Genomic DNA, 20,635 nt, shown 5'->3' with positions numbered 1-20,635 from the left:
GCGGGCGGTGCGACGTCAGTCGCGCTGGGCGCCGCCCAGGTGGTGGACGCGGACCATGTTGGTGGTGCCGGGGACGCCGGGGGGCGAGCCGGCGGTGATGATCATGGTGTCGCCCTCGTTGTAGCGCTGGAGCTTGAGCAGCTCGGCGTCGACGAGGTCGACCATCGCGTCGGTGTTGTCGACGAAGGGGACGAGGAAGGACTCGACGCCCCAGCTCAGGGTGAGCTGGTTGCGGGTGTTCGCGTCCGTCGTGAAGGCGAGGATCGGCTGCTGGGTCCGGTAGCGCGAGAGGCGGCGGGCCGTGTCGCCGGACTGGGTGAAGGCGATCAGCGCCTTGCCGCCGAGGAAGTCGGCGATCTCGCAGGCCGCGCGGGCGACGGAGCCGCCCTGGGTGCGCGGCTTCTTGCCCGGGACCAGGGGCTGGAGGCCCTTGGAGAGGAGCTCCTCCTCGGCCGCCACGACGATCTTCGACATCGTCTTGACGGTCTCGATCGGGTAGGCACCGACCGAGGACTCGGCGGAGAGCATGACCGCGTCCGCGCCGTCCAGGATCGCGTTGGCGACGTCGCTCGCCTCGGCGCGGGTCGGACGGGAGTTGGTGATCATCGACTCCATCATCTGGGTGGCGACGATGACCGGCTTGGCGTTGCGGCGACACATCTCGACGAGACGCTTCTGCACCATCGGGACCCGCTCCAGCGGGTACTCGACGGCGAGGTCGCCGCGGGCGACCATGACGGCGTCGAAGGCGGCGACGACGCCTTCCATGTTCTCGACGGCCTGCGGCTTCTCGACCTTGGCGATGACGGGGACCCGGCGGCCCTCCTCGTCCATCACCTTGTGGACGTCCTTGACGTCGTTGGCGTCGCGGACGAAGGAGAGGGCGACCATGTCGCAGCCCATCCGGAGGGCGAAGCGGAGGTCCTCGACGTCCTTCTCGGAGAGGGCCGGGACGTTCACCGCCGCGCCGGGCAGGTTGATGCCCTTGTGGTCGGAGATGACACCGCCCTCGATGACGACCGTCTTGACCCGCGGGCCGTCGACCTCGACGACGCGCAGCTCGACGTTGCCGTCGTTGATGAGGACCTGGTCGCCCTTGGAGACGTCGCCCGGGAGGCCCTTGTAGGTGGTGCCGCAGATGGACTTGTCGCCGGGGACGTCCTCCGTGGTGATGGTGAACTCGTCCCCGCGGACCAGCTCGACCGGGCCCTCGGCGAAGGTTTCCAGGCGGATCTTGGGACCCTGGAGGTCGGCCAGCACGCCGACGGCGTGGCCGGTGTCGGTGGCGGCCTTGCGGAGACGGTCGTACCGCTCCTGGTGCTCTGCCTGGGTCCCGTGGCTCATGTTGAAACGGGCCACGTTCATACCGGCCTCGATGAGAGCCTTCAGCTGCTCGTACGAGTCGACGGCGGGGCCCAGCGTGCAGACGATTTTGGAACGGCGCATGAGGCGGATCCTATCGGTTTGTTTCACTGCGGAATATTCCGGCTGGCGGAAAGTACAAATGGGCGCGGGCCCGCTCAGGCGTTTGTCGTTCGGGTAACTTTTCCGCCGGTCAGTTCGAAGGTCTGTCGGGCGATCTCCAACTCCTCGTCGGTGGGCACCACGGCCACCGCGACCCGGGCGTAGACGGGCGAGATCACCCGCGGTTCGTCGGACCGCACGGCGTTGAGGTCGGCGTCCACCGCGAGGCCCAGTTCCTCCAGGCCGGCGATCGCCGCCTCCCGTACCGGCGCCGCGTTCTCGCCCACGCCGGCGGTGAAGACGACCGCGTCCACCCGGCCGAGGACCGCGTAGTAGGCGCCGATGTACTTCTTCAGACGGTGGATGTAGATGTCGAAGGCGAGCGCGGCCCGCTCGTCGCCCTCGTCGATCCGGCGCCGGATCTCGCGCATGTCGTTGTCGCCGCAGAGGCCGACCAGGCCCGACTTCTTGTTGAGCAGGACGTCGATCTCGTCGGCGGACATGCCCGCCACCCGCTTGAGGTGGAAGGTGACGGCCGGGTCGACGTCGCCGGAGCGGGTGCCCATGACCAGGCCCTCCAGCGGGGTGAGGCCCATGGAGGTGTCCACGCAGCGGCCGCCGCGGACCGCCGAGGCGGAGGCGCCGTTGCCGAGGTGGAGCACGATCACGTTCACCTCCCCGGGCTCCTTGCCGAGCAGCTTCGCCGCGGCCCGGGAGACGTACGCGTGGGAGGTGCCGTGGAAGCCGTAGCGGCGGATCCGGTGCGCGTCGGCGGTCTCCACGTCGATCGCGTACCGCGCGGCCGCCTCCGGCATCGTGGTGTGGAAGGCGGTGTCGAAGACGGCGACCTGCGGCAGGTCGGGGCGCATCGCCATGGCCGTGCGGATGCCGAGCAGGTTCGCCGGGTTGTGCAGCGGCGCCACCGGCACCAGCCGCTCGATCTCGGCGACGACCTCCTCGTCGATGACCGTCGGCTCGGTGAAGCGCAGCCCGCCGTGCACCACCCGGTGGCCGATCGCGGCCAGCTCGGGGGAGTCCAGGCCGAGCCCGTCCGCCGCCAGCTCCTCGGCGACCGCCTTCAGCGCCGCCGCGTGGTCGGGGATCGGGCCGGTCCGCTCGCGCTTGGCGCCGCCGCCCCGCAGCGGGGTGTGGGCGAGCCGGGAGGTGTCCTCGCCGATCCGCTCGACGAGCCCCTGCGCCAGCCGGCCGCCGTCGCCCATGTCGAGGAGCTGGTACTTCACCGACGAGGAGCCGGAGTTGAGGACGAGGACGCGGGTGGGGGTGCCGGTCATGCGGGGAGCTCCTCGGTCGGGGCGGGGACCTGGGACTGGATCGCCGTGATGGCGACCGTGTTGACGATGTCGCTGACGAGGGCGCCGCGCGAGAGGTCGTTGACCGGCTTGCGCAGGCCCTGGAGGACCGGGCCGACGGCGACGGCGCCGGCCGAGCGCTGGACCGCCTTGTAGGTGTTGTTGCCGGTGTTGAGGTCCGGGAAGATCAGCACGGTCGCCTGGCCGGCCACCTCCGACTCCGGCAGCTTGGTGGCGGCCACGGAGGGCTCCACGGCGGCGTCGTACTGGATCGGGCCCTCGATCCGCAGCCCCGGGTGGGCCTCGCGGACCAGCTTGGTCGCCTCGCGCACCTTGTCGACGTCGGCGCCGGAGCCGGAGGTGCCGGTCGAGTACGAGAGCATCGCGATCCGCGGCTCGACGCCGAAGCGGGCGGCGGTGGCCGCCGACTGCACGGCGATGTCCGCGAGCTGCTCGGCGTTCGGGTCCGGGTTGACCGCGCAGTCGCCGTAGACGAGCACCTTGTCGGCGAGGCACATGAAGAAGACCGAGGAGACGATCGAGGCGTCCGGCTTGGTCTTGATGATCTCGAAGGCGGGGCGGATCGTCGCGGCCGTGGAGTGCACGGACCCGGAGACCATGCCGTCCGCCAGGCCCTCCTGGACCATCAGGGTGCCGAAGTAGTTCACGTCCGAGACGACGTCGTACGCGAGCTCCACGGTGACGCCCTTGTGGGCGCGCAGCGCCGCGTACTTCTCGGCGAAGGCGTCGCGCAGCTCGGAGGTCTGCGGGTCGATCAGCTGGGTGCCGCGCAGGTCGACGCTGAGGTCGGCGGCCTTCTTGCGGATGGCCTCGACGTCGCCGAGCAGGGTGAGGTCGCAGACGTCCCGGCGGATCAGCACGTCGGCGGCGCGCAGCACCCGCTCCTCGACGCCCTCGGGGAGGACCACCCGGCGCCGGTCGGCGCGGGCCTGTTCGAGCAGCTCGTGCTCGAACATCATCGGGGTGACCCGGCCGCTGGGCGCCACCGAGATCCGCCCCAGCAGGTCGGCGGTGTCCACGTGCCGCTCGAAGAGGCCCAGCGCGGTCTCCGCCTTGCGGGGGGTGGCCGCGTTCAGCTTGCCCTCCAGGGCGAAGAGTTCGGCGGCGGTGGGGAAGCTGTTGCCGGCGACGGAGATCACCGGGGTGCCGGGCGCGAGCCGGGCGGCCAGGGTGAGGACCGCGTCGCTGGGCCGCTCGTCCAGGGTGAGCAGGACGCCCGCGATCGGGGGCGTGCCGGCCGAGTGGGCGGCGAGGGCGCCGACGACCAGGTCGGCGCGGTCGCCGGGGGTGACGACCAGACAGCCGGGGGTCAGCGCGTTGAGGAAGTTCGGCAGCATGGCCCCGCCGAAGACGAAGTCCAGGGCGTCGCGGGCGAGCCCGGCGTCGTCGCCGAGGACGACGGTCGCGCCGAGCGCGTGGGTGATCTGGGCGACCGTCGGCGCGGCGAGGGCCGGCTCGTCGGGGAGGACGTAGCAGGGCACGGGCAGCCGGGCGGCCAGCCGCTCGGCGATGGTCTCGCGGTCCTCGGCCGCCACCCGGTTGACGACCATGGCGAGGACGTCGCAGCCGAGGCCGTCGTAGGCGCGGAAGGCGTTGCGCGCCTCGGCCCGCACGGACTCGGCGGGCTGGCCCTTGCCGCCGACGACCGGGATGACGGAGGCGCCGAACTCGTTGGCCAGCCGGGCGTTGAGCGCCAGTTCGTCGGGGACCTGGGTGCCGGCGAAGTCGGTGCCGAGGACGAGGACGACCTCGTAGTCGCGGGCGACCGCGTGGAAGCGGTCGACCAGCTGGGAGAGGAGCTCGTCGGTGCCCTGCTCGGCCTGGAGCGCGGAGGCCTCGTGGTAGTCCATGCCGTAGACCGTCGACGGGTCCTGGGCGAGCCGGTAGCGGGTGCGCAGCAGGTCGAAGAGGCGGTCCGGGCCGTCGTGCACCAGCGGACGGAACACCCCCACCCGGTCCACCTGTCGGGTGAGGAGCTCCATGACTCCCAGCTCGACGACCTGGCGGCCGTCCCCGCGGTCGATCCCGGTCACGTACACACTGCGCGTCACGCCGCGGTCTCCTGTCCCGTCCTGCGGAAGGGGCCCGTCCCGTGGAAGGGCCGTCCTGCGCGAGGGCCCGGCCCGTCCTCGGGCCCGGCCCTCGTCCTGCGTCAACCCCCGGCACTGGAAAGGCGCCGATAGGGTGGCATTACCCCCTTGACAATACCCCTGCACCTGGGTAGACCGCCCGCCGTACGAAGGCCCCTCTCCGGGGGACGAAAGACCCCCGTACGGACCCGTTCCCGCCGCGCGCGGAGCGGCGGCGAACGGCCCGGACGCGTCCGGCGTGTGAGAATCGAAACGGCTCAAACGGAACCTCGACCGAGCAGGAGACACAGCACGATGCGTATCGGAGTTCTCACCGCAGGCGGCGACTGCCCCGGCCTGAACGCAGTGATCCGGTCGGTCGTGCACCGGGCCGTGACGCACTACGGGGACGAGGTCATCGGCTTCGAGGACGGCTACGCCGGGCTCCTCGACGGCCGCTACCGCCCCCTGGACCTCAACGCCGTCAGCGGCATCCTGGCCCGCGGCGGCACCATCCTCGGCTCCTCCCGCCTGGAGCGCGACCGCTTCGCCGCGGCCTGCGACAACGCCAAGGAGCTCGTCGAGAAGAGCGGCTTCGACGCGCTCGTCCCGATCGGCGGCGAGGGCACGCTGACCGCCGCCCGGATGCTGTCCGACGCGGGCGTGCCCGTGGTCGGCGTCCCCAAGACGATCGACAACGACATCTCGTCCACGGACCGCACCTTCGGCTTCGACACCGCCGTCGGCGTCGCCACCGAGGCGATGGACCGGCTGAAGACCACCGCCGAGTCGCACCAGCGGGTCATGGTCGTCGAGGTGATGGGCCGTCACGCCGGCTGGATCGCGCTGGAGTCCGGCATGGCCGGCGGCGCCCACGGCATCTGCCTGCCCGAGCGCCCCTTCGACCCGGCCGACCTGGTCAAGATGGTCGAGGAGCGCTTCGCCCGCGGCAAGAAGTTCGCCGTCATCTGCGTCGCCGAGGGCGCCCACCCCGCCGACGGCACGATGGACTACGGCAAGGGCGAGATCGACCAGTTCGGCCACGAGCGCTTCCAGGGCATCGGCACCGCCCTCGCCTACGAGCTGGAGCGGCGCCTCGGCAAGGAGGCCCGCCCGGTCATCCTCGGCCACGTGCAGCGCGGCGGCACCCCGACCGCCTACGACCGCGTCCTTGCCACCCGCTTCGGCTGGCACGCGGTGGAGGCCGTGCACCGCGGGGAGTTCGGCAACATGACGGCGCTGCGCGGCACCGACGTGAAGATGGTCCCGCTCGCCGAGGCCGTCACCCGGCTCAAGACGGTCCCGGCGGACCGGTTCCGCGAGGCCGAGTCGGTCTTCTGACCGCTCCCGCGACACCAGGACGGAGGTCCCGCGCGGCGGGACCTCCGTCGTCTCCTTCGCGGGACCTACAGCCCGACCGCGGCCCAGAAGTGGTCGTTGACCGCCTCCAGATACGCCCGGCCCTCGTCGCCCGTCGCCCCCGAGGCGCCCCAGCTGGACGTCGCCGCCATATGGGCGTGGTACTCCGCGTGCAGCCGCGCCAGCGCCGGCTCCACCACCCGCTTGGGCAGCGGCAGCATCCGCACCGCCGGCTTCACGTACGCCTGCCAGCGGGTCGTCGCCGCGTCCCGCAGCAGCTCGGCCAGCCGCTCGTCGCCGCCGGTCGCGGTGATCAGGGCCCGCGGGCCGAGCCCGAGGACCTCGGCGAGCGCGGCGGTCTGCCGCTCGGTGCCCTTCCAGCCGCCCTCGTCCTCCATCCGGGCGTACACGTGCGCGGCGACGCCGACCCGCCGGGCCAGCTCCTCCACGGACAGGCCCCGCGCCACCCGGTGCTCCCGCAGCGTGGAGGCGACGGCGATCAGATCGGCCGGCGAGCACCACAGCACGCCCGCGAGCGCGGTCAGCTCCTGCTCGCTCGGCACGAGGGTGCCGCGTTCCCAGGCGGCGACGGTGTCGGGGGCGATCGGCAGGCCGTACTGCGCCCGCAGGCCGTACGCGACGTGGCCCGGCGCCATGCCGAGCCCCTGGCGCAGGCGGCGCGCGGCCGGAGCGTCGAAGGGAGGAGAGGGTTGGTGCACCTCGCCACGGTAGGCGAAAATGGCCGGTTTTCGCTACGGTGCGTTCATCTGAGGCCACGCCCTGTAGGAACGTGGGAACCGGCCGGTAATCGGTGCGTGACGTCCGGTGAACGGGCGCGGCTTCCGCGCCGGGGCCGCGGGGCGCGCGGGAGGCGTACGGGCTCCGCTCCCGGAGCGCGCGGCCCCGGTCGCCGACGCCCGCCCCCGCCCTCGCCCCGCCCTCTCGGTCCGGGTCAGCGGCCGCTCTCGCGCCAGCGGTACTGGAGTTCCGGGCGGCCGATCTGGCCGTACTGGGGGGCGCGGAGCGCGCGGCCCTCGGTGACCAGGTGCTCCAGGTAGCGGCGGGCCGTGATGCGGGAGATGCCCACCGCCCCGCCCGCCTCCGCGGCGGTCAGGCCCTCCCGGGCCTCGCGCAGGGTGCGGGTGACCGCCTCCAGGGTCGGGCCGCTCAGGCCCTTCGGCAGGGTCGCCGGCCGCGGGGCGCGCAGCGCGGCCAGCGCCCGGTCCACCTCGTCCTGCCCGGACGCCTCCCCGGCCGCGCCCCGGAACTCCGCGTACCGCACCAGCCGGTCCCGCAGCGTCGCGAAGGCGAAGGGCTTGAGGACGTACTGCACGACCCCGAGCGACACCCCCTCGCGCACCACCGCCAGGTCGCGCGCCGAGGTCACCGCGATGACGTCCGCCCCGTGCCCGGCGGCCCGCAGCGCCCGGAGCAGCGCGAGCCCGTGCCCGTCCGGCAGGTAGAGGTCGAGCAGGATCAGGTCGACGGGCAGCCGGTCGAGCAGCCGGACCGCCGCCGCCCGGGAGTGCGCCACCCCCACCACCCGGAAGCCCTCCACCCGCCCCGCGTACAGCGCGTGCGCGTCGGCGGCGACGGGATCGTCCTCGACCACCAGCACCCGGATCTCCTGTGCCCCGCTCACGCCGCGCCCCCCGTCCGCTCCGGCTCGCGGCCCCCGTCGACGGCGCCGGCCCGGCGTGGCAGCGGCACCCGGACGGTGAAGCGGGCGCCGCCCTCGGGGGTCTCGGCCAGGGTGAGGGTGCCGGCCGCGCGGTTGACGGCCTGCTGGACCAGCGCCAGCCCGAGGCCGCGGCCCGGGCCCCGGGTGGACCAGCCGCGGCCGAGGACCGCCGCCCGGTCGGCGGGGCGGACGCCGGGGCCGCTGTCGTCGACCCGGAGCAGCAGCTCGCCGTCGCCCGCGCGGGCGGCGACCGTGACCGTCACCCGCGCCTGCGGGGTGCCGCCGGCCGCCTCCACCGCGTTGTCGACGAGGTTGCCCAGGACCGTGACGAGGTCCCGCGGCTCCAGGGCCGGCGGGAGCAGCCCGTCGTCGATCCGGCTGTCCTCGGTGAGGACCAGCTCCACGCCCCGCTCGTTGGCCTGCGCCGCCTTGCCGAGCAGCAGCGCGGCGAGGACGGGTTCGCCGACCGCGCCCACCACCCGGTCGGTGAGCGCCTGCGCCAGCTCCAGTTCCGCCGTGGCGAACTCCACCGCCTCGTCCACCCGCCCGAGTTCGATGAGCGACACCACCGTGTGCAGCCGGTTGGCGGCCTCGTGGGCCTGGGAGCGCAGCGCCTCCGTGAAACCGCGCTGCGAGTCCAACTCGCCGGAAAGGGACTGGAGTTCGGTGCGGTCCCGAAGGGTCACCACGGTGCCGCGCCGCTCCCCGCCCACCACCGGGCGGGTGTTGACGACGAGGACCCGGTCCTCGGTCAGGTGCGTCTCGTCCACCCGGGGCTCCGAGGAGAGCAGCGCCCCGGTCAGCGGCGCCGGCAGCCCGAGTTCGGCGGCGGACCGGCCGACCACCCCCTCGTCCAGGCCGAGCAGTTCGCGCGCCCCGTCGTTGATGAGCGCGATCCTGCGCCGCCCGTCGAGCATCACCAGGCCCTCCCGCACCGCGTGCAGCGCCGCCTCGTGGTAGTCGTGCATGCGGCTCAGCTCGCCGGCGTTCATCCCGTGGGTGTGCCGCCGCAGCCGTGCGTTGATCACGTACGTGCCGGCGCCGCCGAGCGCGAGCGCCGCGCCCGCCATCCCGAGCAGCGCGGTCACCTGCTCCCGTACCTGTTGGCTGATCCGCTCGATGGTGATGCCCGCGGAGACCAGCGCGACCACCCGCCCGTCGGCGAGGACCGGGGTGATCGTCCGCACCGACGGGCCGAGGATCCCGAGGTGGGTCTCGGAGAAGGTCTCGCCGCGCAGGGCCGGTTCGATGTGGCCGAGGTAGTGGCGGCCGATCTGGTCGGGCTCCGGGTGGGTCCAGCGCGTGCCGTCCGGCGCCATGATCACCACGAAGGCGACGTCGGCCCGCCGCCGCAGCTCCTCCGCGTACGGCTGGAGCGTGGCGGAGGGGGCGGCCGAGCGGGCCGCGGCCAGGACGGAGGGGGAGCCGGCGACGGCCGTGGCCGTCGCCGTGGACTGCCGGCGGGCGGTCTCCTCCGCCTGCGCCAGGTCCGTGACGTACGCGAAGACCGCGCAGCCCGCCACGACCGCGGCCATCAGCACGACCTGCATCGCGAAGAGCTGGCCGGCCAGGCTGCGGGGCCGGGGGAGGGGGCGGGGGAGCGGGAGGCGCATGCGAGCAAGTGTGCACGCCGGGATTTGCTCCGGCGCGTTGCGTTCCCGAATCGTTCCCTTCGCGCGGGCCGGGTCCGCGGGCGCCCCGGGGGCCGGTGACGTTTCGGCCATGAACGAAACGCACGTAACCGTGACCACGGTCACAGGCTGATGGATAGTCGCGGAGTCCACCGGGACGTGGACGCCCCCATCAGCGCGAGGAGGACCCCGTGGCCGCACGCCGGGACCGCACCCATTATCTGTATCTGGCCGTGATCGGCGCCGTCCTGCTCGGCATCGGCGTCGGTTTCCTCGCCCCGGGCGTGGCCGTCGAGCTGAAGCCGCTGGGCACCGGCTTCGTCAACCTCATCAAGATGATGATCTCGCCGATCATCTTCTGCACGATCGTCCTGGGCGTCGGCTCGGTCCGGAAGGCCGCCAAGGTCGGCGCCGTCGGCGGCCTCGCGCTCGGCTACTTCCTGGTGATGTCGACCGTCGCACTCGCGATCGGCCTGGTCGTCGGCAACCTCCTGGAGCCCGGTTCCGGCCTCCACCTCACCAAGGAGCTGGCCGAGGCCGGCGCCAAGCAGGCGGAGGGCGCGAGCGAGGGGACCGCCGACTTCCTGCTCGGGATCATCCCGACCACCCTCGTCTCCGCCTTCACCGAGGGCGAGGTCCTCCAGACCCTGCTCGTCGCCCTCCTCGCGGGCTTCGCGCTCCAGGCCATGGGGTCGGCCGGCGAGCCGGTCCTGCGCGGCATCGGGCACATCCAGCGGCTGGTCTTCCGGATCCTGTCCATGATCATGTGGGCGGCTCCGGTCGGCGCCTTCGGCGCGATCGCCGCCGTCGTCGGCGCGACCGGCCTCGACGCCCTGAAGTCGCTCGCCGTCATCATGATCGGCTTCTACCTGACCTGCGCGCTCTTCGTCTTCGTCGTCCTCGGCACGCTGCTCCGGCTGGTCGCCGGGATCAACATCTGGGCGCTCCTGAAGTACCTGGGCCGCGAGTTCCTGCTGATCCTCTCGACCTCCTCCTCCGAGTCGGCGCTGCCCCGCCTCATCGCGAAGATGGAGCACCTGGGCGTCTCGAAGCCGGTCGTCGGCATCACCGTCCCCACCGGCTACTCCTTCAACCTCGACGGCACCGCCATCTACCTCACGATGGCCTCGCTGTTCGTCGCCGAGGCGATGGGCGACCCGCTCTCGGTCGGCGAGCAGATCTCCCTCCTCGTCTTCATGATCATCGCCTCGAAGGGCGCCGCCGGCGTCACCGGCGCCGGCCTGGCCACCCTCGCCGGCGGCCTCCAGTCGCACCGCCCCGACCTGGTCGACGGCGTCGGCCTGATCGTCGGCATCGACCGCTTCATGAGCGAGGCCCGCGCCCTCACCAACTTCGCGGGCAACGCCGTCGCCACCGTCCTCGTCGGCACCTGGACGAAGGAGATCGACCGGACACGGGTGACCGAGGTCCTGGCGGGGAAGTTCCCCTTCGACGAGAAGACCCTCGTCGACGACCACGCCGACCACGCCGGCCCTTCCGCGGCCGCCGACCCCGGAGCCGTACCGGACCAGCGCGACCAGGGCGAGGAGCGGGCCCGCGCCGGAGTCTGACCCCCACGAACCTCCTCCCGGGACCCGGGCCTTGAGCCGGATCCGGGCACCGGGAGGAACCCGCCGCGCGGAAACCGCCCTTGACAGAGTCAAGGGCGGTCGCGTGAGAATGGGGCCACTCACGTCGCGTGTCGGTCCGCGCTCGAAAGCGGAGACATGGAGGCAAGAGGACAGTAGGGACGGCTTTCTTGCCTCTCGACTTCAACGTCAAGCTCATCGAAGAATTCCGCACCAACGCCGGACGTCTCGGCGGCCCCTTCGAGGGATGGGTGCTCCTTCTCCTCACCACCACCGGCGCCAGGTCCGGCAGGGAACACACCACCCCGCTCGGTTTCGTCGAGGACGGCGACCGCCTCCTCGTGGTCGGCTCGGCCGGCGGCTCCGACCGTCACCCCGACTGGTACCGCAACGTCCTGGCCCACCCCACCGTGACCGTGGAGACGGGCGGGGAGTCCGGCGTCGACACCTGGCGGGCCACCGCCGTCGCCGCGACCGGCGCCGAGCGGGACGCGCTCTTCGCCCGGGTCGTCGCCGTCGCCCCCGGCTACGCCGACTACCAGAAGGCGACCGACCGGGTCCTGCCCGTCGTCGTGCTGCACCGGATCCCCGTCTCCGACTACACCCCGCCCAACCGGCTCGACGCCCTCGCCGACGAGCTGGTGAAGATCCACGACTGGCTGCGCGGGGAACTCGCCGCCCTCGCCGAGGGCCTCGCCGCGCCGGGCGCGGCCGAGCTCACGGTGGAGCTGCGCCGCCACTGCCTCACCTTCTGCGCGGGCCTCGCCCACCACCACGGCGGCGAGGACGCGGGCCTCTTCCCCTACCTGGCCCGGGAGTTCCCGGAGAAGGCCGGGGTCTTCGAGCGGCTGCGCGTCGAGCACGAGGGCGTCGCGCGGGCGCTGGACGGGCTGCGGGAGCTGCTCGCCCGGGTCGACGAGACGGGGCCCGGGGACCTGCGCCCGGAGTTCGACCGGCTGCGGGCGGAGCTGGAGGCGCACTTCGCGCACGAGGAGGCGGAGGTGCTGCCGCTGCTGCGGGCCGCCGCCACCGTCTCGTGACGCCGCCCTTGCCCTGACGTCGGCGTCAACGCGTACGTTCGTCGGCATGCGCATCGGAGAGCTGGCCGAGCGGGCCGGGACGACCACGCGGACTCTGCGGTACTACGAGTCGCGCGGCCTCCTGCCCGCCCGGCGCACGGACCAGGGGCACCGCGTCTACGACGAGGGCGACCTCCGGCTGCTCCGGGAGATCCGGACCCTCCAGGACTTCGGGTTCGAGCTGGAGGAGACCCGGCCGTTCGTCGAGTGCCTGCGGGCCGGGCATCCGGCGGGGGACTCCTGTCCGGCGTCGGTCGCCGTCTACCGCCGCAAGCTCGGCGAGCTGGACGCGCTGCTCGGCCGGCTCCAGGAGGTGCGCGACCAGGTGGCCGTCCAGCTGCTGAGGGCCGAGGCGGAGCTGCCCCTGGGCCCCGCGCCGCGGTGCGAGCTCGGCACGGGGGCGGCGACGACAGCGGACACGGAGGAGTGACGGCGATGGACGGCGACACACGGAGCACGACCACCACGGCGGCCTCGGCGGCCACGGTGACCGAGACCTCGGACGCGGACTTCGCGGCCGACGTCCTGGCGGCGGGACCGCCGGTCCTGGTGCAGTTCACGGCCGTCTGGTGCGGCCCGTGCCGGCAGCTGAAGCCGGTGCTGGCCGCGCTCGCGGCGGAGGAGGCGGGCCGGCTGCGGGTGGTCGAGATCGACGTGGACCACAACCCCGCCACCACCGCCCGCTACGGCGTCCTGGCCACCCCCACCCTGATGGTCTTCCAGGCCGGCGAGCCGGTGAAGTCCCTGGTCGGCGCCCGCCCGAAGCGGCGGCTGCGCCAGGAGCTGGCGGACGTCCTGGACGGAGCCGGGGTGCGGGGCGCCGTGCCAGACTCGGCCCCATGAGCCATGATCACGAAGAGACCGGGCTGACCGTCGGGGGCCGCGACCCGGACCTGACGAAGCTCCTGGACCGGGGCCTGGACGCGTACAACTTCGCGGCCACCGGGACCACCGCGGCGGACCAGGGCGAGCTGTCCGTGCGGGCCCTCGACCCCGCGACCGGCGAGACGGTCGGCGGGCTCACCGCCTGGACCTGGGGCGGGCTGCTCGGCATCGACATGCTGTGGGTGCACGAGGAGCACCGCGGGGACGGCTGGGGGAGCAGGCTGCTGCGCGCGGCCGAGGCGGAGGCCCGCCGGCGCGGCTGCGACCGCGCCGTCGTCTCCTCCTTCACCTTCCAGGCCCCGGACTTCTACCGGCGGCACGGGTACGTGGAGACCGGCCGCACGCTCGGCATCCCGGGCGGCGCGCAGGACGTGCACTTCCACAAGAGCCTGGCCCCGGACGCCTCCTAGCCGCGGCACCGGCCTCCTGTCGGGGGCCGGTGCTTGACCTCTCCCGGGGTATCGACGATACGATACGTCTCGTCTTGTTGATCCGGGAGAGGAGACCGGCATGGCGCGCGAACGGTACGTGGACGTGGAGCCCGGCGTACGGCTCTGGGCGGAGGAGCACGGCGACCCCGGCCGGCCGCCGCTGCTGCTGGTCATGGGCGCACAGGCCCCGGGGCTCAACTGGCCGGACGAGCTGGTGGCCCTGCTCGCCGCCCGTCACCGGGTGATCCGGTACGACCACCGGGACACCGGCCGTTCCACCTGGGCCTTCGACGAGAGGCCCTACCCGCTGAGCCGGCTCGCCGAGGACGCCGTCGCCGTCCTGGACGCGTTCGGCGCCGGGCGGGCCCATGTCGTCGGCATGTCGCTGGGCGGACTGCTCACCCAGCTGCTCGTCGCCGACCACCCGGACCGGCTGCTCAGCGCCACCGTCATCGGCACGGCCGCGCTCAGCACCGCGCCGTACGTCCGACCCGACGGCAGCCGCGTGCCGGCCGCGGAGCTGCCCGGCCCCGCCGAGCACCTCCTGGAGTTCTGGTCGCGCCCGGAGGAGGACCGGGACCTGGAGGCCGAGCTGGACCACCGGGTCGCGCACTGGCGGGCCCTCGCCGGCGACGCGCTGCCCTTCGACGCGGACTGGTTCCGGGCCCAGGAGCGACGGATCGTCGCCCACACCGGCCACCACCGGCCGCCGACCGCGCACGCCCGCGCGGACGCCTCCGGTCTGCTCCGCACCGAGGAGCTGGCCGCCGCGAGGGTGCCCACGCTGGTGATCTCCGCGCCGGCCGAGCCGGTCGCCCCGCCGCCGCACGCCGAGCACCTCGCCCAGGTGATCCCGGGCGCCCGGCTCGCCGTCGTCCCCGGCATGGGCCACGCGCTCCCGCCGGAGGTGCACGGCCCGCTGGCGGGGGAGATCCTGCGGCACACGGAAAGGGCCTGACGGCCCCGGCCGCAACGGCACGAGGGCATCAAAAAACCCCGACCGAATTGACAGTCGGGGTGGTGCGGCGCCTATATTGGTGAATTCCGTGTGCTTGTCCGAGGCTTATGTTCTGCCTTGTTCAAGTGAATGTACGGAGTATTTCACTAAAGGCACTGTATCGCGCTGGGAGTCGAATTGTCAACCGAGCCAATTCGGGACGAGCAGAAATTCATCACCTCGCTCTACGCGCGGCTCGACGACCTGAGGGACCGGGCCGAGGCCGCCGTCGGAGAGGCGCTCCAGACCCCCGGGACCGGGAGCGCCCAGTCCCGTCTGGAGCGGGACATCATGGTCGCCGAGCAGTCGGGGCTGCTCGCCGCGTTCAACGCCGGCGAGACCGGGCTCTGCTTCGGCCGGCTCGTCTTCCGGGACGGCCGCGACCACCACATCGGGCGCATCGGACTGCGCGAGGACGACCCCCGGCGCACCCCGCTGGTCGTCGACTGGCGCGCCGAGGTCGCCCGCCCCTTCTACCTCGCCACCGGCCACGAGCCCATGGGCCTCACCCGCCGCCGGCACATCACCACCCGGGGCCGCGAGGTCGTCTCGCTCCACGACGAGGTCCTGGACCTCGCCGACCGCAGCCGCTCCGGCCACGAGGGCCGGGACGCCGACGAGGTACTGCTCGCCGCGCTCGACGCCGCCCGCACCGGCCGGATGCACGACATCGTGCAGACCATCCAGGCGGAGCAGGACGCCATCATCCGCACCCCGCACCGCGGCGTCCTCGTCGTCGAGGGCGGCCCCGGCACCGGCAAGACCGCCGTCGCCCTGCACCGCGCCGCCTACCTCCTCTACGCCCACCGCGAGCAGCTCGCCAAGCGGGCCGTCCTCATCGTGGGCCCCAACCCGGCCTTCCTCGGCTACATCGGCAACGTGCTGCCCTCGCTCGGCGAGACCGGCGTCCTCCTCGCCACCCCCGGCGAGCTGTACCCGGGAGTCCGCGCCACCGGCGCCGACACCCCCCGCGCCGCCTCCGTGAAGGGCGACGTCCGGATGGCCGCCGCGCTGGCGGAGGCCGTACGCGACCGGCAGCAGGTCCCCGAGCGCGGGGCGCCGCTGGTCGTCCCGCACGAGGACGGCGACCTCGTCATCGACTGGGACATGGCCCTGGAGGCCCGCCACAAGGCCCGCGAGACGGCGCTCCCGCACAACCTCGCCCGCCCCTACTTCGCCTTCCGGATCCTCGACGCGCTCGCCGCGCAGCTCGCCGACCGGATCGGCGCCGACCCGTACGGCGGCCCCAACTTCCTCGGCCCCGACGACATCGCCCTGCTCGCCAAGGGCATCGCCGCCAACCCCGACGTGCACGCCGCCATCGACGACCTCTGGCCCGAACTCACCCCCGAGGACCTCCTCGCCGGCTACCTCGCCGAGCCCACCCACCTCCCCGAGGAGGATGCCGCCGCGATCCGCCGCGACGGCGGCCCCTGGACCCCGGGCGACGTGCCGCTCCTCGACGAGGCCGCCGAACTCCTCGGCCACGACGACTCCGCCGCCCGCGCCGCCCAGGAGGCCGAGCGGCAGCGCCAGGTGCAGTACGCGCAGGGCGTCCTCGACGTCTCCTTCGCCTCCCGCACCTACGAGTTCGAGGACAAGGAGGAGCTGGACGAGGACGCCTCCGAGGTGTTGTCCGCGCACGACATCATCGACGCCGAGCGGTTCGCCGAGCGGCAGGAGGAGGTCGACCACCGCACCGCCGCCGAGCGGGCCGCCGCGGACCGCACCTGGGCCTTCGGCCACATCATCGTCGACGAGGCCCAGGAGCTGTCCGCCATGCAGTGGCGCCTGCTCATGCGCCGCAGCCCCACCCGCTCCATGACCCTGGTCGGCGACCCGGCGCAGACCGGCGACCCGGCCGGCGTCGGCGCCTGGGACGCGATCCTGGCCCCGTACGTGGAGGACCGCTGGCAGCACGTGCGGCTCGGGGTCAACTACCGCACGCCCGCCGAGATCATGGCGGTCGCCGCCGCCGTGCGCCGGGCGGACGACCCCTCCTTCGAACCGCCCGGCTCGGTCCGCTCCACCGGCGTCGAGCCGTGGGACCGCACCGTCGAGGACCCGGTGAAGGAGGCGGCCGACGCCGTCGCGGCCGAGGCGGGCGCCGAGGGCCGGCTCGCGGTGATCGCCCCGGCGGAGCTGCTCCCCGACCTGGTCGCGGCCCTCCCCGACGCCTCGTACGGGCCGAAGCCCGACCTGACCCGGCCGGTGGTCCTCCTCGACCCCCGCCAGGCGAAGGGGCTGGAGTTCGACACGGTCCTCGTCGTCGACCCGGACTGCATCCGGGCCGGCGCCCCGCACGGCACGAACGACCTGTACGTGGCGCTGACCCGGGCCACCCAGCGGCTCGGGATCGTCCGGCGGGCCTGAGCGGCGTCAGGCGGGCCTGAGCCAGACCGTCGCGAGCGGCGGCAGGGTCGTCCGGACGCTCGCCTCCCGCCCGTGCCACGGCACCGACTCGGTCTTCACCGGGTCGGTGCCGACCACGTCCGAGCCGCCGTAGCGGGCCGCGTCCGTGTTGAGCACCTCGCCCCAGGCGGCGAAGGCGTCCGGCACGCCCAGCCGGTAGTCGTGACGGACGACGGGGGAGAAGTTGCAGACCGCGAGCAGCGGCGAGCCGAAGCCGTCGTAGCGGAGGAAGGCGAGGACGTTGTCGTCGGCCGCGTCCCCGACCACCCACTGGAAGCCCTCCGGCACGGTGTCCCGCTCCCACAGCGGCGGCGTCGCCGTGTAGACCCGGTTCAGGTCCCGCACCAGGTCCTGCACGCCCCGGTGGTCGGCCCGCGCGCCGTACTCCGGGTCGAGCAGCCACCACTCCGGCCCGTGGTCCGCGGACCACTCCGAGCCCTGCGCGAACTCCTGTCCCATGAAGAGGAGCTGCTTGCCCGGGTGGGCCCACATGAAGCCGAGGTAGGCGCGGTGGTTGGCGCGCCGCTGCCACCAGTCGCCGGGCATCTTCGACACCAGCGCCCGCTTGCCGTGCACCACCTCGTCGTGCGAGATCGGCAGGATGTAGTTCTCGCTGTACGCGTACACCATCGAGAAGGTCATCTCGTGGTGGTGGTACTTGCGGTGCACGGCCTCCTTCTCCATGTACTGGAGCGAGTCGTGCATCCAGCCCATGTTCCACTTCATGCCGAAGCCGAGCCCGCCGTGCCCGCCCGGGCCGACCAGGTCGGTCGCCCGGGTCACCCCGTCCCAGGCGGTGGACTCCTCGGCGAAGGTGACGATGCCGGGGCAGCGGCGGTAGACGGTGGCGTTCATCTCCTGGAGGAAGGCCACCGCGTCCAGGTTCTCCCGGCCGCCGTACTCGTTGGGCAGCCACTCGCCGTACTCGCGCGAGTAGTCGAGGTAGAGCATCGAGGCGACCGCGTCCACCCGCAGGCCGTCGACGTGGAACTCCTGGCACCAGTAGACCGCGTTGGCGACCAGGAAGTTCCGCACCTCCTTGCGGCCGTAGTCGAACTCCAGGGTCCCCCAGTCCGGGTGGTGCGAGCGGCGCGGGTCCGCGTGCTCGTACAGCGGCCGCCCGTCGAACTCGGCCAGCGCCCAGTCGTCCTTCGGGAAGTGCGCCGGCACCCAGTCCATCAGCACGCCGATCCCGGCCCGGTGCAGCGCGTCCACCAGGAACTTGAAGTCGTCCGGGGTGCCCAGGCGGGCGGTCGGCGCGTAGAAGCCGGTCACCTGATAGCCCCACGAGCCGCCGAAGGGGTGCTCGGTGACCGGCATGAACTCCACGTGGGTGAAGCCGAGTTCGCGGATGTACGCGGGCAGCTCGACCGCCAGCTCGCGGTAGGTCAGGCCCGGGCGCCAGGACGCCAGGTGGAGCTCGTAGACGGAGATCGGCGCCTCGTGCGGCGGCCGGGCGCCGCGGCGCGCCATCCACTCGGCGTCGTCCCACTCGTAGTGCGACTCGGTGACGATCGAGGCCGTGTTCGGCGGGCACTCGGTGCGGCGGGCCATCGGGTCGGCGCGGACCGTGTGCGAGCCGTCGGGCCGGGTGATGTCGTACTTGTACACGGCCCCCTCCCCGACGCCCGGCACGAACAGCTCCCACACGCCGGTCGAGCCGAGGGACCGCATCGGCAGCCCGGTGCCGTCCCAGTGGACGAAGTCGCCGGTGACGCGGACGCCCCGGGCGTTCGGCGCCCAGACGGCGAAGCGGGTGCCGGGCACGCCCTCGTGGGTCATCGTCCGGGACCCGAGCGCCGTCCACAGCTCCTCGTGCCGGCCCTCGCCGATCAGGTGCAGGTCCAGGTCGCCGAGGGACGGTAGGTGCCGGTACGGGTCCCGTACGGCGACCTCGCTCCCCTCGTAGCGGACGCGGAGCTCGTAGGCCGGGACCTTGCGCAGCAGCGGCACCAGCGCGGAGAACAGTCCGTCGCCGTCGTCCTGCAGCTCGACCGTCCGCCCCTTCGGCAGCACGGCCGTCACCCCCCGCGCCCACGGCCGCAGCACCCGGATCGCCACCCCGCCCTTCACCGGGTGGGCGCCGAGCAGGGCGTGCGGGTCGTGGTGCTCTCCCGCGAGGAGCCGCGCGCGCTCGCCGGGGTCGAGAGGGGGCGCCGTGCGGGGCTTCTTGGCGGTCACCGGATGCCTCCTGAAAGGTCGGAAATGTACATATGGGGCAACGTCCTCCCCGGCCACCGGGAAACTCCGCCGAACGGGCCATCTCGCCCGGCGGAGCCCTCGCTCACGGGGTGGTGGCGAGGCGGTGGATGGCGGACATGGGGACGGGCAGCCAGTCGGGGCGGTGGCGGGCCTCGTAGACGACCTCGTAGACCGCCTTGTCCGTCTCGTAGGCGCGCAGCAGCGAGGGGTCCGTCCGGGGGTCCGCGCCCGCCACCTCCGCGTAGCCCGTGCAGTACGCCGCCCGGCACCGCGCCGCCCAGTCCGCGTTCCAGGGCCGGTGGGTGCGGGCCGCGTAGTCGAAGGAGCGCAGCATGCCGGCGACGTCGCGGACGGTCGGCTGCGGGCGCCGCCGCTCGTCGAGGGGCTTCGCCGGCTCGCCCTCGAAGTCGATCACGGCCCACGCCCCGTCGGAGCCGCGCAGGGTCTGCCCGAGGTGCAGGTCGCCGTGGATCCGCTGCACCGCGCCCGCCCCCTCCGCGTCGCCCGCCGCCGCGAAGACGGCCCGCAGTCCGGGGACGTACGGAAGCAGCGCCGGGACCGCCTGGGCGGCGGCGTGCAGCCGGCGGTCCATGGCGGCCGCCAGGCCCTCGGTCTCGGCGCGCTCCAGCCGCAGGGTGGGCAGGGCCGCGGCGAGGGCGAGGTGGACCTCGGCGGTGGCCCGCCCCAGCGACCGGGCCTCGGCGGTGAAGTCCCGCCCCGCGGCCAGCGCGTCGAGCGCGAGCCGCCACCCGTCCCGGGAGTCGCGGAGGTACGGCTGGAGGACGCCCAGGGTCGCCGCGCCGGACTCGAACCAGGCCACCGGCGCCGGGACGCGGGCGCAGCCGGCCTGCCCGAGGGCGAGCGGCAGTTCGAGGTCGGGGTTGGCGCCGGGGCTGACCCGCCGGAAGATCTTGAGGATGTAGGCGTCTCCGAACACCAGGGAGGAGTTGGACTGTTCGGCGTCGAGGACCCGCGGGGCGAGCGCCCCGGGCAGCGCGCGGGTGGCGTGGAAGCGGAGCGGTCCGGTGCGGCCGGGGGTGCGCAGCCGCTCGTACAGGAGCCCGGCGAGGCGCGGGTCGCGCAGCCCCTCGTAGACGGCGCGGCCGGCCAGCGGGCCCTGCCGGACCCGTCCGATCAGGGCGGGGCCGAGGCGTGGCGGCAGCTGGGTCCGTACGCCGAGCAGGAGTTGGTAGCAGTCGGCGGGTTCGCCGGCCGGGCGGCCGGGCTGTTCCACCCGCAGGAGGAGATGGAGGAGTCCGGGCCCGGGACCGTCCAGGGGCAGCAGCTCGGTGGCCGCTTCCAGCGTGAATCCCGTGACCCGGCGGCCCTTGCCCGCGAACCAGCGCTGCCGGGGCAGCCATTCGTGGAGCAGGGGTGTGAGGGACGGGAGCAGGGCGTCCGGGGCCCGGGTGGTGGATGCGGCGGTCTCCGGCATGGCATCGCGTCCTTTCCCCGGGGTGCGCACAGGGCTGTCGTAAGCGTTCAAATGCGCAGATTGTCCCGGA

General features: G+C 73.6%; 16 protein-coding genes. 8 read left to right on the top strand and 8 right to left on the bottom strand.

From position 1 onward, the window contains the following. Positions 1–15: 15 nt before the first annotated feature. From pyk to pta, 3 genes are all read right to left on the bottom strand, one after another. Positions 16–1,446: a pyruvate kinase gene (gene pyk / locus IE321_RS16045; RefSeq protein WP_190223386.1), complete on the bottom strand. Its 1,431-nt coding sequence runs from the start codon at positions 1,444–1,446 to the stop codon at positions 16–18. A 74-nt stretch (positions 1,447–1,520) separates the two neighbouring features. Next, on the bottom strand, positions 1,521–2,756 hold the full coding sequence (locus IE321_RS16040) for an acetate kinase (RefSeq protein WP_190223385.1): 1,236 nt from the start codon (positions 2,754–2,756) through the stop codon (positions 1,521–1,523). Next, entirely contained in the window at positions 2,753–4,846 is a 2,094-nt protein-coding gene (gene pta, locus IE321_RS16035; RefSeq protein WP_043219791.1) for a phosphate acetyltransferase, read from the bottom strand. Before pta ends, IE321_RS16040 begins: the two co-directional genes overlap by 4 nt. 333 nt (positions 4,847–5,179) lie before the next feature. On the opposite strand from pta, the gene IE321_RS16030 reads away from it, so the two are divergent. After that, a complete protein-coding gene (locus tag IE321_RS16030) occupies positions 5,180–6,205 on the top strand; it encodes a 6-phosphofructokinase (protein ID WP_043219794.1) in 1,026 nt (341 codons plus the stop codon). A gap of 65 nt (positions 6,206–6,270) precedes the next feature. On the opposite strand, the gene IE321_RS16025 is transcribed toward IE321_RS16030, so the two are convergent. The 3 genes from IE321_RS16025 to IE321_RS16015 all read right to left on the bottom strand — a co-directional run bounded on the left by IE321_RS16025 (position 6,271) and on the right by IE321_RS16015 (position 9,517). Then, positions 6,271–6,879 (bottom strand): helix-turn-helix transcriptional regulator, encoded by a 609-nt coding sequence (locus IE321_RS16025; protein WP_043219795.1) that lies wholly within the window; start codon positions 6,877–6,879, stop codon positions 6,271–6,273. A gap of 296 nt (positions 6,880–7,175) precedes the next feature. Continuing rightward, positions 7,176–7,865, bottom strand: coding sequence for a response regulator (locus tag IE321_RS16020; RefSeq protein WP_043219798.1), 690 nt, complete (start codon positions 7,863–7,865; stop codon positions 7,176–7,178). After that, positions 7,862–9,517 (bottom strand): sensor histidine kinase, encoded by a 1,656-nt coding sequence (locus tag IE321_RS16015; protein WP_190223384.1) that lies wholly within the window; start codon positions 9,515–9,517, stop codon positions 7,862–7,864. Before IE321_RS16015 ends, IE321_RS16020 begins: the two co-directional genes overlap by 4 nt. Positions 9,518–9,726: 209 nt before the next feature. Between IE321_RS16015 and IE321_RS16010 the strand changes: the two genes are divergently transcribed. The 7 genes from IE321_RS16010 to IE321_RS15980 all read left to right on the top strand — a co-directional run bounded on the left by IE321_RS16010 (position 9,727) and on the right by IE321_RS15980 (position 16,889). After that, the gene (locus IE321_RS16010; protein WP_043219802.1) at positions 9,727–11,106 is read left to right on the top strand and encodes a cation:dicarboxylate symporter family transporter; all 1,380 of its coding nucleotides are present in this window, start codon (positions 9,727–9,729) and stop codon (positions 11,104–11,106) included. Positions 11,107–11,294: 188 nt separating this feature from the next. Continuing rightward, positions 11,295–12,164 carry a nitroreductase/quinone reductase family protein gene (locus IE321_RS16005; protein WP_190223383.1) on the top strand — a complete coding sequence of 290 codons (870 nt, stop codon included), beginning with the start codon at positions 11,295–11,297 and terminating at the stop codon, positions 12,162–12,164. A gap of 46 nt (positions 12,165–12,210) precedes the next feature. Next, positions 12,211–12,633 carry a MerR family transcriptional regulator gene (locus IE321_RS16000; protein ID WP_190223382.1) on the top strand — a complete coding sequence of 141 codons (423 nt, stop codon included), beginning with the start codon at positions 12,211–12,213 and terminating at the stop codon, positions 12,631–12,633. 5 nt (positions 12,634–12,638) lie between these two features. Beyond that, positions 12,639–13,046 (top strand): thioredoxin family protein, encoded by a 408-nt coding sequence (locus IE321_RS15995; protein ID WP_308076537.1) that lies wholly within the window; start codon positions 12,639–12,641, stop codon positions 13,044–13,046. Then, on the top strand, positions 13,043–13,498 hold the full coding sequence (locus IE321_RS15990) for a GNAT family N-acetyltransferase (protein ID WP_043219805.1): 456 nt from the start codon (positions 13,043–13,045) through the stop codon (positions 13,496–13,498). Before IE321_RS15995 ends, IE321_RS15990 begins: the two co-directional genes overlap by 4 nt. Positions 13,499–13,598: 100 nt before the next feature. Continuing rightward, entirely contained in the window at positions 13,599–14,477 is an 879-nt protein-coding gene (locus IE321_RS15985; RefSeq protein ID WP_190223381.1) for an alpha/beta fold hydrolase, read from the top strand. A gap of 177 nt (positions 14,478–14,654) precedes the next feature. Next, a complete protein-coding gene (locus IE321_RS15980; RefSeq protein ID WP_190223380.1) occupies positions 14,655–16,889 on the top strand; it encodes a HelD family protein in 2,235 nt (744 codons plus the stop codon). 6 nt (positions 16,890–16,895) lie between these two features. Here the strand turns inward: IE321_RS15980 and glgB are convergent, their stop codons facing one another. Beyond that, positions 16,896–19,109: a 1,4-alpha-glucan branching enzyme gene (glgB, locus tag IE321_RS15975; protein WP_190223379.1), complete on the bottom strand. Its 2,214-nt coding sequence runs from the start codon at positions 19,107–19,109 to the stop codon at positions 16,896–16,898. A gap of 103 nt (positions 19,110–19,212) precedes the next feature. Beyond that, positions 19,213–20,565 (bottom strand): maltokinase N-terminal cap-like domain-containing protein, encoded by a 1,353-nt coding sequence (locus IE321_RS15970; RefSeq protein ID WP_190223378.1) that lies wholly within the window; start codon positions 20,563–20,565, stop codon positions 19,213–19,215. Positions 20,566–20,635 lie beyond the last annotated feature (70 nt).

Source organism: Streptomyces hydrogenans, from assembly GCF_014656075.1.
Taxonomy (GTDB): Bacteria; Actinomycetota; Actinomycetes; order Streptomycetales; family Streptomycetaceae; genus Streptomyces; species Streptomyces hydrogenans.
Note: the sequence above shows the minus strand (reverse complement) of the source record. Positions and strands in the feature narration are given on the sequence as shown.